This is a genomic window from Shewanella sp. 10N.286.54.B9, from assembly GCF_041468565.1.
In the GTDB taxonomy this organism is placed as follows: Bacteria; Pseudomonadota; Gammaproteobacteria; order Enterobacterales; family Shewanellaceae; genus Shewanella.
Genome location: NZ_JBFRIY010000070.1, coordinates 70,404 through 82,017, shown reverse-complemented (window position 1 = coordinate 82,017; position 11,614 = coordinate 70,404). Strand labels below are relative to the sequence as shown.

Sequence of the window (11,614 nt, the reverse complement as noted above, 5' to 3'; positions counted from 1 at the left end):
CCACAAATAGTCTACAACACAGTAAAAATAGCCAAGAAACGCGGCCCTTTGGGTTCGTTTCAATTCTTTTATTACTGCGTTACGAGCTTTTCGCTTAGCCAGCTAAGCATCATCGCTCAAGCCTTGTACTAAAATAATTGAATTCGAACAAAAACTAAGCTCGAAAGATCAACAGCCCCTAGTGATTGATATGCTTGATTTGAAACGAACCACTCTGGTCGCATTCAGTTTAAAAGCTCCCTTTAGGTCACAGTTTTTCTAATAGCGAGACTCTAGGATGTTGGATACTAATCTTATAATAGTAACCGTGATGGAGTTTACCCATGTCTAATGTCGTTCATTCCCCAAGACCGATTATTCTTGATTGCGATCCTGGTCATGATGATGCAATTTCTCTTATTCTTGCTCTTAGTAGTAAGCAGTTGAACCCGCTAGCGGTGACCACCAGTGCAGGCAACCAAACTCCAGATAAAACCTTAAACAATGCGCTGCGAGTGCTGACTATGTTAGGCCGCAAAGACATTCCAGTTGCTGGTGGCGCCATTAAGCCGTTAGCGCGTGAACTGATTATTGCCGATAATGTGCATGGTGAGAGCGGTTTAGATGGTCCTGAGCTACCCGATCCGAACTTTGAGCCATTAACATGTTCAGGTATCGAGTTAATAGCACAGCAAGTGCGCGCAAGTAGTGAGCCGGTGACGTTGGTGCCATCGGGACCGCTGACCAATATTGCATTGTTTTTATCTACCTACCCAGAGCTACATAGCAAGGTTGAGCGCATTGTGTTGATGGGCGGCGCAGCTGCTGCTGGCAACTGGACGCCCGCGGCTGAGTTCAACATATTTGTTGATCCAGAAGCGGCTGATATGGTGTTTAAAGCGGGGATCCCAATCACTATGTGTGGTTTGGATGTGACTCATCAAGCGCAAATTATGGATGAGGATATAGAGCGCATAAGAAAAATCCCTAACCATGTAGCCAAGTGTGTTGCTGAGCTGCTGGACTTTTTCATGATCTATCATCGCGATCCTAAATGGGGCTTTGAAGGGGCACCTTTACATGATCCTTGTACTATCGCTTTCTTACTTAAACCTGAGCTGTTTAGCACTTATGACTGCTGGGTTGGGGTGGAAACCAAAGGCGAGCATACTCAAGGGATGACCGTTGTCGATCGCTACCACCTCACCGATAAGCCACATAATACTCAAGTGCTTTGTGATTTAGATCGAGCAGGGTTTGTCGATCTGATTGTTGAGTGTTTAACCGCTTATAATTAAATATAACAGCAGTCATACACACATTTGTGCCTAGCTATATACCAGTTAAACTTAAATATGCTCGTTTCTGAGGCATTGTGACAGTTTAATTTTAGGCGTATTAACGTAGAAATGCTGACTCCCTTTTAAGTGAGTGCAACAACGAAGTGGGCAGGCCCAAAGCCTCCCACGCAATCCTGCATCTTCAGGTCATACGGGGATCGCTGTTGGACGGCATTTCAGCCTGCCTAACTATTTTGAGAAAATGGATAGCCGCAGTACACTTATAGCTAGAATCTCCCTAGAGCCATTTATTTAAACTAGCTTATGACTGAAAACGTCACCATTTCACTTCCTGCGCTTATTCATCGAATAGGTAGAGATTTAGCTAACCAGGCCAAAGAAATTGCTCGGCTACATAGTTGTGAGCTAAAGCGTGTGCGGCGCTCGCGTAACTGGGCGGTAACCGGTGAGGCGATAAATATTCAATCATTTAAACAACAGTTAAAATCTCAAACCAGTGGTGAGTGGCACTATCTAATTAAAAAGCTTGAAACAGCCCTGTTAAACCACGCAGACAAACTAGAACCCTTACCTGTCAAGTTGGCTCGCTTAATTAGTGAGAACACTAATATCACGCTTGCAGAGCTTATGCATCTCACCGATTGCACGTTGAGTGAAGCTAGAGCTGCGCGTTTCGATGCTGAAGATTGGTAAGCTAGAGATAGTCACTTTAGCTAATCTCACCAAATAGTTGATCTAGTTCTTTAAATAGCCATTGTTCCAGTATATTTTGTCTTTGGCTGTTGTTGATATCATGAAACGGGCATTCCGTTGAGAATGCAGCGCGTAACTTCTGTATTTGCGGTTCATCCCATTCTGGGTGAAACTGCATCCCAAGCTGACGTTGGTGGCGGAATATTTGCTGTTTGCATAGGCTAGAGCATGCTTCTATATCTATACTTAAAGATGTGCTTTTTTGCTTATCGAAGATAAAGCCTTGCTCGTGCCATTGAGGAACTATCATGGAGGGAAATTTGGCAGTTTTGAAGTGAATAGGTTTCCAACCTAGCTCTGCAGAGGATAAAGGATAGATCTTTGCGCCTAAACTTGATGCAAGTAGCTGTGCACCGAGACAAATCGCTAACACCGGCATATTCCTGTTGATAGCACAAGTTATAACCTCTCGTTCTCGTTGCATCCATATTGGATTATCTGCGACATTCATCGGGCCACCCAAGATAATCAGACCATCAAATATATCCAAATTAGGTAGTCTATTTTCGGGAGCATAAAATGTCTGTAATTGATGTTGGTGACCGTCGGCCCACCGCGATATTCTGCCAATATCCTCAGCAGTGTGATGCTGGATAACAGCGAGCGTTAATGGCGGCATTATTCAAGCTCCTTTGTTTCGAGGTAGATCTCAATCAGGTTTTCGCTATCGGTAGATAGAGCTGAAGCTAATGCGGAAATAGATGGGCTGACACTCGTTGCTTGCTTTACAGTCACCATTACGGGTAGCGCATGATTAACGACTCTAACGAGGTGATCTGCCTCTGGGCGTTTCCCAAGCTGCTTAATAAGAAATTGGTTAGCGCTATTTTGGTTCGCTGAGACACTGATGTATTGTGTATTCTCTGCTTTTGTTAAACCCTTCTCCATATCTAATATTTTGAAGAAGAGAACTTTTTCAATGACGATACTCTGCCCATTAAACTGACTGCTTCCGCCACGTTCAAAGTGCCCCTTTACAACGTCAACTCTAAACTCTGTTAGCGGTGAAGATTGTTTACTTTTTGCTGACTGTAACCGCATTAAATCAAAGGGTTCGGGGACAATAGTCCATAATTGTGAAGGGGTTAGCGCTAACTGTTCCAACTGCTGTTTAACGATGTTGTCAGTTTCTAGATCCTTAAAATGAAACTGAATGATCATTTGCACGTTATGAGGTGGATGATACATAGGTAGATGGGATGCAAATAATGCATCTTTACCACCGAAAAGGATCATGCCGTGGGTGCCATAATGGCTTTGGGCGGCGGTAATGCACGGGATAAAGCCTAAAAATAGGCTAAGAATAACGGGGAAGTAAGTTAGTTTTCTCACATTGGCTCCTATCTGGAATTAATTCAGATGGGGCCGTCCCCGGATGAAATCAGTATATTGCACTACTGGCAGAGGTCGTCCTCTAACTGAGAATGTTACTACAATGAAAGTTAAAGTTACACTCTGATAGCAACTCTGGTTTTGACATCATAATGAAATGAATCGATTCGCTTACAGAGCCCGATAATTTCGCCGAATTAACTTTTAGGCCAGGGTAGTTTCTCTTCGCTCAACTGGCAGATTGCGCAGCATTAACAGCGCATGAAAAGAAGCGTTCACGGATCACATCGTAAGCCCAGTTATAGATAATCGCGTAGACGAGAAAGAATATGACTACGCCGATGTCCATAATAAACACTGTCCAAAAATCTAGCTGTAGCACCCACATCATCAAAGGGAGTGTGGCGACAATCATGCCAAGCTCAAATCCTAGCCCATGGCCTAAGCGCATCTTTATAGAGCGCTGAATGCGGTTTTGACCAAAGATACGGTCAAAGCCTAAGTTATAGATGTAGTTCCATACCATGGCGATTAACGACAAGCCGACAGCCAGGCCCGTGGCTGATTTTGCTTCTGTATCGGTAAAGACTAGCGCCGCAGTGATAACGAAAACCAAGGCAATCGCTTCAAACAATACGCTGTGTAAAATTCGCTCTTTAACATTCATGGTTGGCCTCAATTAAAGTTGTGTAGTCGTTGTTGCTGACTATAATCATCAATATTAGAGAAAGAATCTAGTTAGTTACTATCAGGAAAAGTGATATGTATAACTTGGAACAGTTAAGAATGTTTGTTGAAACTGCCGAATCGGGTTCATTTTCGGCTTGTGCTAGGCGGCTCGGTAAGGTGCAGTCAGCGGTGAGCCAAGGCATAGCCAACCTAGAAATAGAGCTCAACACAAACCTGTTTGACCGCACTAGCCGCAAGCCCTCTTTAACGCCACATGGGGAAAGGTTGCTGCCTTTTGCTCAGGCCATTTTACGGCAAACCTATGAGTTAGACTCAGTGACGAATGCGCTTAATCTTTCCCATGAAACTGAGATTAAGCTAGCAATCGATGATGCGTTGCTGCCGATGATGGCACGTATTTTAGATCCTTTTGCAGAGCATTTTCCTGGTACCAATCTTGAGCTGTATGCAGTAGCGACTCCAGATGTATTAAGCTTGGTTGATGGCGGGAAAGTGGATTTGGGCTTAATGTTTGCCAGTAGCGAATTCCCGCAGAAAGTCGATGTTTGTTATGTTGGAAACATGCCATTTAATGGTGTGGTGAGCCCTGGACATCCTTTGGCTGAGCTTAAGATGGTAACCGTTGCGGATCTGATCCCCCACCGCCAATTGCTGATCCGAAGCCTTGATGGGCAAGCGTTAGCCCACAGCCCAAATGTCTCTTCACATATCTGGTGGGGCAGCAGTTTTAATGCAATCAACGCCTTGGTTAAGCAAGGATTAGGTTGGGGATATATTCCGGCTTATATGGCAGAGCAATATGAGCGTCAAGGTGAGATGGTACGCTTGCAACTTAGCTTTGATCATAAACCATGGCGTGTGCCCATTGATCGCGTGATTGCTAAGCAAAAAGCCAAAGGGCCGGCACTAAGCTGGTTGGCTGATGCTGTAACGGATCTACTTGACGATTAATGAGAAAAGTCAGCTGTTAGCCTGACCCCATATCGCAATATGTCTTTGCTACATGAGGCCAGTTTTGCGATTCCATTTAGCTCAACACTGGGTCTCTGGAGTTAACGTTGCTGTAGACTGGTTTGCTGGTGCTGGTGCTGGTGCTGGTGCTGCTAATGGTTGGTTTATTTCGCTTGTTTGGATCGTATCGTTGAGCATATACCTTGCTAACCAAGCTGTTAGAGGAATGGTTAAGACGATACCAACACTGCCAGCTAGCGCATGAATAATGCTTAAGGCGATAACCGGGGTATTGATGAATTGCGTGAGCGGCATATCTAAACCCCAAACCATCATAATGGTGGTTAATGAGCTACCGGCAAAGGCAAGAATGAGAGTGTTAGTCATGGTGCCCATGATATCTCGTCCGATATTCATACTGGCTTGTATTAGCTGTTTGGGGCTGAGTTTTGGATCGGTGATCTTTAACTCGTTATAGGCTGATGCAATGGAGATCGCGACATCCATGACTGCGCCCAATGCTGAAATCATGATGGCAACAAACATTAACCAGCGGATCTGAATAGGCTGGGTCGCAAGGTAGATCACATCCTCGCTTTTATCTAAGTAGATCCCAGAAAGGTTGGCAAACTCACCAAACACCTGCGCCATAATGCCCGCTGCAATGACCCCGAGTAAGGTGCCACCCATGGCGCAAAAGCTTTTGCGGTTATAGCCGGAGACTAATATGAAATTGACGACGATTTTCAGTCCCATCAGCATGATGGTAATGACAACTGGATTCCAACCAGCAAAGATTGCTGGGATTAACACCCCAACAATAAGCGCGGCAGTAAAATAGAGTGAGATGACTGAATTTAATCCCTCTTTCTTGCCAAATGACAGCAACAATAATAGAAAGGCAAAGCACATCCAGTAGATAGCAGTTGAGCGTTTGTGATTATAGGCCCAATATACTGCACCGTTTGGCGTCTCTCTAATCATCATGATAAAGATGTCTCCTTCAGCCACAAGCACATTATGTTGTCGGCTGAGAGGATTTTGCACTTCGACGATGTTACCTGTTTCATCGCCTTGTAAGATCTCTGCGGTTATAACCTGTAAGCCCGTTAATATAGAGGGGACACGGGGATCTGGTGCAAGATTATTAGAGATAACTGAGACTACACGAGCCTCGACGAACTGCTGTTGTAGCGGTGTCTTTGGTTTTAAACTGTCGCTTAAGCTTGGAGAAACATAAAAGATAAGTGTTGAAACCAAAGCAATAAATAGGGTGAATCGATAGTTTTTTAGCATAGGTTATTAGTCACTAGTTGGCGCTAATATTGTGAAGTTAACGGCGAATTTGTCGGTAGAAATTCGCCATTAACTTAAACAGAACAGGCCTGCGAACAGACCTTTTTTACTGCGATTTACTCAGTAACACAACCGGCATAATCTTGGGTTGGATTGACCGTGTATGAGTTCACGTCATTGACATTGATCGCATCCAAAATACCTGGATATTTAGGGTTGTCTGGATCAATGTTGACACAAATTTCTTTGTTAATCAGTCTATTCCATAGAGCCTGACCTGAACCATTATCGGTGCGAAGTAGGGTAATAGCACCGTTATCTTGGTACTGCTTAATTTCCCAGTTAGGGTTAGTGAAATCACTGGCATTTACGCCTTTGTTGTCTGCCACATACTCAGTCAACATATCGCGGATAGCGTAAACAGGTTCATTCACTGAGTCATAGAAAACATCTTCACCTGTTGCCCAGCCAAACTTCTTAATGTTTGAACCCCAGCGGTAGCTGTTTAGCGCAACCTTGTAGGTCGCCGTTGCATCGAATGGTTTACCATCTATTTCGATGATTTCGATGCGGTTACCTTCATTGGTGACGCTATAGTTGTCATCCATTGCGAAAGAATCACCGGTTAAATCAACTACGAAGTCAATTTTTCCGTCGAACTGATCGTACATATAAGCTTTAGCACCTTTGCGGAACGATACGGTAATGTCACCGTCTTTGTAGGTATTAAAGTAAGTGTAAGACCACTCCATATAACGCTTAAGATTGGCGCCAGTCATGTTAATACCGATAAGGGTATTGTCATACTTATACAGGTTAGTTGAGTCTTTCTTAGCGTACTCTTGACCGTCGATGAGGTTGGAGCTATCTGAGAACAAAGACGCGGCAGAGACAACGGCTCCAGATTTCTCTAGCTGGATCTGGTTAATGAAATCCATTAACGCAGTATCCATTACTTTAGCAGTATGAATGGTTGAATACAGGCGGCCTGCTTCATGGTCGTAATCTTCATGTACCGCTTCGTCAGCGCCAGTACCAGGGGTAAAGTCGCCACCGACGTGGCCTAGAACCAATTGAGCATCCTCTTTGGAGATGTCATGAACATACTGGAACTGTGCAGTGGTAATTTGGCTTTCTTCGATATTTTTTGAGGTGATATTGCTAAGAGTGGTATCGACCATTTCCCACTTGCCATCGCTTTTCTTAAGCTTTATATCGGCTTTAGCTAGCGCCCAGCCCCACTTGCCAGGTTCAATGATTTTAACGCTCTGAGCACGATTGCTTTCGTTATAAGTGCCAGACAAGGTTTTATCTTCAGTGGTGTCAGCACCCTCAATTGAGATGTCTGTAGAGGTGATGTCTTCGCCCTCAGCAGCTTTTTGGATACTTTCAATATAAGTTGCGTGTTCATGTCCTGCTAAAATCACGTCAAACTTATCGGCCATTTCCGCAGCTATTTTATGTACACCAGCGCCGCCTTCTGAGCTACGTCCGATATGGAAAGCGCCGATGATGACATCAGGGCTAAATTTCTCGATTAATTCATCAACTGCTGCACGCGTTGATGCAAGTTCTTCATCAAACTTAAGACCTGCAAAATGGCCCGGCGCAGAGGCTTCCCAGTTAGGCACGTTTGATGGGCTCACACCCACGATTGCGACTTTGGCACCATCGACTTCGAAAATTTGGAAAGCACGGATGTAGTTGGCATCGTTGTCTTCCCATTTGATATTGTTAGATACAACAGCACCATTGAAATGATTTAAGTTACGATCGATGAAGCTACGCTCGAAGTTAAATTCATGGTTACCTGGAACCCAAAGGTCATAATCAAGAGAATTTAACGTTGCAACCACAGGGTGAGTTGGATCGTCATTGAACAGTTGTGCTGAGTTACCTTGAACGGTATCACCGATATCAATCAAGATCATATTTGGGTTGTCAGCTTTTGCTGTTTCAAGCAACGTCGAAATGCGTGTTAAACCGGCATCTGAATCTACTGCATCTAGCGCATAATCATAGCCGAAAATTCGACCGTGAAGATCTGACGTTGCGCCAATAGTTATGGTGACTTCGTCGACTTCATTCTGACTCTTAACAATGATGTCTGGTGTATTGGTTAGTGTTTTTCCCTGCGTAACAACAGGAGCATAGCCGCTATCGGTATTAATAATTGTTTCATCATCCGAACAGCCAGCCAAAGCCGCTAGTACTGCTAAGCACAATACACTGCGAGTAGTTTTTCTCATATTCAACCCCGTATTATTTTAAATAGCGCATTATTTGCACCAATATGACTAAGGCTAATTTGTATGGTCTTAAATATTAAGATTAATGGATAATCCTAATTATCTATTAAAGCTAAAATAGAGTCGTGTTTTTAAAATCTATATAATCTATCTGTAAATAGATGAGAGTAAATAGAATGTTTCACTCTATTATTTCTTTAATAAGACACCTTAGTCGTTAAGTAAATTACGAAATAGTTAATTAGATACTTTATAGTAACTTTTAATTAACTGTGTTGAATTGTATCGGCTTCAATATTAATGGTCGTGATCGGCTTCACACATAATGCGTTACAAGTAGATACATTTTAGTTGCAAAAGAACGCTTTCGAAGCGCAGCGACAAAATTAGTGTGTTTACAAAGGGTAACGAGGGCTATAAAGACTAAAGTTGAAATGATTTTGTTTTTATTGTAATTCGTTGACCGTTTCTCTTTATTTAGAATGGTTTTCATTTTCAAATTCAGGCTTGCTAATGTATTTGTTGTTGATATCTAAATGCTTGAAGTAACTTTGAGATGGTCTCGGTGAGTTTGATATAAATGCCAATATATTTACGGTCGCTAATCTATAGTTATATATACCCATTTATACGTGCTATGGTGTGAACCGATGGATTTAGTCAATCGCAAATATGAACATGAGTATTATTAGGTCTTGACTGTATTGGTTAAACTTTATAGGGAGAGTAAAGTGAAAATAATAGTGAATATATTACTGACTGTATTAGTAACCAGTTTTTCGCTGCTCACTTTTAGCGTTAACGCTAATGGTGCTGCCGTGGTCGATATCAAACCCAGCGAATTTTTCTCTCTTAGTGAAATAAAAAAAGCCCCCGTTACCACCGTTCCTCCACTTGAGTTTATCGCAGCCAGTGATGGCGAAACTCTTGCGTTACGCAGTTATATTCCAAAAAAGCCCAAAGCTATAGTGGTCTTTTATCATGGGGCCGGCGCTCATAGTGGTCTAATCTACCCACATGTTGGTGTGGGGCTGCGTGATGGTTATAACATTGCGGTATTGACTCCTGATATTCGAGGCCACGGTTCATCATCAGGCCCTAGAGGTGATGCTCCTGAAATAGAGCTGGTGTGGCAAGATATTAATAGCGTCATTGAACACGCACGTAAACGCTACCCAAGCTTACCGCTTTATTTGGCTGGGCACTCTTCAGGTGCTGGACTAATCCTTAACTACTCTAGTTGGGATCAACAAAAGAGCACTGCGGGTTACTTTTTTATTGCCCCTTATTTTGGGTTTCGCTCAGAGACTGAACATGATGAACCTAAGCCGTATTCTTTTAGCTCTGTCAGTGTTTACCCGTTTGTAGTCAATGCTATGAGTGGTGGCTTATTAATGGGTCATTCAAAAGCAGTGCAATATCATTTTCCACAGCAAGTGCTGGATAATAATCCTAAAATTGTATCTTTCAATACGGTTAATATGTCTAATGCACTGACTCCTGAAGCGCCAGATGAACAGCTGCAACAACTGCAAAATTACGACTTATGGATTGGTGATAAGGATGAAGCGTTTGATGCGAATAAGGTAATCGCTTTTGCTGAGGCTAATCGGCCAAAGCTTGCTGGAAATACACTGAAAAAGTTAGCAAATGAAAATCACTTTTCTATTTTATTAAATACCCATCAATATATCGGCAATGCTATTCAGCAGCGAATGGTTGAGGGTAAAATGGAGGCTGTAAAATAGCAGTTGGGTAAAAATAACGCTTAACTCTTTTAGTGCTTAAGGTATTGAATACTAGTTGGTATTTTTTAGTGTTTACACTGCTACCTATACTTCATTTTCAGCCGAGGTCAGGTTCAGCTGTCATATTCTGTTAGAATAGCGCCCATAATAAAAACAATATGCACGCATTTGGGAACCATGAAAGAATTTATCATTATTGGCGCAGGTCAGTCTGGGCTATCTATGGCTTACAACCTATCTAAAAACAACAAAGATTACCTCATTTTAGATGCCAACGAACATATTGGCGCACCTTGGCTAAAACGTTGGGATTCACTAAAGCTTTTCACTCCTGCCGAATACAATCACCTTCCAGGAATGCCATTTCCATTCCCTAAGGGCTACTACCCTAATAAATATGAAGTTGCTGATTACTTGAAAAACTATGTCGAGAAATTTTCGATGCCAATTAAGTTTAATCAAAAAATTAATTCGGTAAAGAAAGTCGATGGCATTTTTGAAATCAACAGTGATAGCGCAAGTTATCAAGCTAAGCAGCTGATTATTGCTACAGGGCCTTTTCATACGCCTTATACACCAGCGTGCCATGTTGATATAGCCTCGGATATCACCCAACTGCATAGTGAAAACTACAAGAGTCCACAGCAGTTGCAAGATGGTGATTGCTTGGTGGTTGGAGCGGGTGATTCTGGGGTGCAAATCTTATCGGAGATTGCCGAAACTGGGCGCAAAGTGCACTTTTCTGGTACTGATAAAATCGCTGCTATTCCACAATCATTCCTAGGTAAAACACTTTGGTGGTGGTTCACTAAAATTGGCTTTTTATCGGTTTCTCGTTTTAGCAAAATAGGTAAGTGGTTAAGCAACGGTGTACAGCCGGTTATTGGTACTGATGTGAAGTCCTTGCTAGCAAAAGACAATGTGATCCATATGGGCAGAACCTTGTCCGCAGATGAAACCAGTATCAAGTTTCAAAAAGGCAGCGTGAGTAGCATTAAGAATGTCATTTGGGCGACAGGCTTTAAACCTAATTTCTTTTGGATTGAAGATATCTCTTTTGATGAAATGAACTACCCGAGTAACTATCGCGGCGTGAGTAAGGACGTCGATGGGCTCTATTTCATTGGCTTGCCTTGGTTATATACCCGCGGCTCTGCAACCTTAGGTGGTGTATGGAAAGATGCTAAGTATTTGATGACTCATATTTTGGAACAGCCCAAACATGATTCCCGTTAGAACGATTGCAATTGTTTATGGTGTTTTATGGGATGTGAGTAAGTAGCAAGATAGATAATCATGAGCTGATTTTTTTAAT

Annotated in this window: 10 protein-coding genes; 5 read left to right on the top strand and 5 right to left on the bottom strand. The window is 42.7% G+C overall.

Annotated elements, in window-relative coordinates; translation table 11 throughout:
- Window positions 1-323: 323 nt before the first annotated feature.
- Together rihA and AB4135_RS20625 are read left to right on the top strand one after the other, a co-directional pair.
- Window positions 324-1,277, top strand: a complete 954-nt coding sequence (rihA, locus tag AB4135_RS20630) for a pyrimidine-specific ribonucleoside hydrolase RihA (protein WP_371995307.1) — start codon at window positions 324-326, stop codon at window positions 1,275-1,277.
- A 306-nt stretch (window positions 1,278-1,583) separates the two neighbouring features.
- Window positions 1,584-1,973 carry a ribosome recycling factor family protein gene (locus tag AB4135_RS20625; RefSeq protein WP_371995306.1) on the top strand — a complete coding sequence of 130 codons (390 nt, stop codon included), beginning with the start codon at window positions 1,584-1,586 and terminating at the stop codon, window positions 1,971-1,973.
- Window positions 1,974-1,989: 16 nt separating this feature from the next.
- On the opposite strand, the gene AB4135_RS20620 is transcribed toward AB4135_RS20625, so the two are convergent.
- From AB4135_RS20620 to AB4135_RS20610, 3 genes are all read right to left on the bottom strand, one after another.
- Window positions 1,990-2,652, bottom strand: coding sequence for a type 1 glutamine amidotransferase (locus AB4135_RS20620; protein WP_371995305.1), 663 nt, complete (start codon window positions 2,650-2,652; stop codon window positions 1,990-1,992).
- Complete coding sequence (locus AB4135_RS20615; protein WP_371995304.1) at window positions 2,652-3,365, bottom strand: hypothetical protein; 714 nt, start codon at window positions 3,363-3,365, stop codon at window positions 2,652-2,654. The genes AB4135_RS20620 and AB4135_RS20615 overlap by 1 nt, the downstream gene beginning before the upstream one ends.
- A 229-nt stretch (window positions 3,366-3,594) precedes the next feature.
- Window positions 3,595-4,032 carry a PACE efflux transporter gene (locus AB4135_RS20610; RefSeq protein WP_371995303.1) on the bottom strand — a complete coding sequence of 146 codons (438 nt, stop codon included), beginning with the start codon at window positions 4,030-4,032 and terminating at the stop codon, window positions 3,595-3,597.
- Window positions 4,033-4,127: 95 nt separating this feature from the next.
- On the opposite strand from AB4135_RS20610, the gene AB4135_RS20605 reads away from it, so the two are divergent.
- A complete protein-coding gene (locus tag AB4135_RS20605) occupies window positions 4,128-5,006 on the top strand; it encodes a LysR family transcriptional regulator (protein WP_371995302.1) in 879 nt (292 codons plus the stop codon).
- Between the two features lie 81 nt (window positions 5,007-5,087).
- Here AB4135_RS20605 and AB4135_RS20600 read toward each other — a convergent pair whose 3' ends face one another.
- Window positions 5,088-6,302, bottom strand: coding sequence for a YibE/F family protein (locus AB4135_RS20600; RefSeq protein ID WP_371995301.1), 1,215 nt, complete (start codon window positions 6,300-6,302; stop codon window positions 5,088-5,090).
- A 116-nt stretch (window positions 6,303-6,418) separates the two neighbouring features.
- Window positions 6,419-8,551: a bifunctional UDP-sugar hydrolase/5'-nucleotidase gene (locus AB4135_RS20595; RefSeq protein ID WP_371995300.1), complete on the bottom strand. Its 2,133-nt coding sequence runs from the start codon at window positions 8,549-8,551 to the stop codon at window positions 6,419-6,421.
- Between the two features lie 731 nt (window positions 8,552-9,282).
- Here AB4135_RS20595 and AB4135_RS20590 point away from each other — a divergent pair.
- Window positions 9,283-10,299 carry an alpha/beta hydrolase gene (locus tag AB4135_RS20590; protein WP_371995299.1) on the top strand — a complete coding sequence of 339 codons (1,017 nt, stop codon included), beginning with the start codon at window positions 9,283-9,285 and terminating at the stop codon, window positions 10,297-10,299.
- A gap of 177 nt (window positions 10,300-10,476) precedes the next feature.
- Window positions 10,477-11,535, top strand: a complete 1,059-nt coding sequence (locus AB4135_RS20585; RefSeq protein ID WP_371995298.1) for a flavin-containing monooxygenase — start codon at window positions 10,477-10,479, stop codon at window positions 11,533-11,535.
- Window positions 11,536-11,614: the final 79 nt, after the last annotated feature.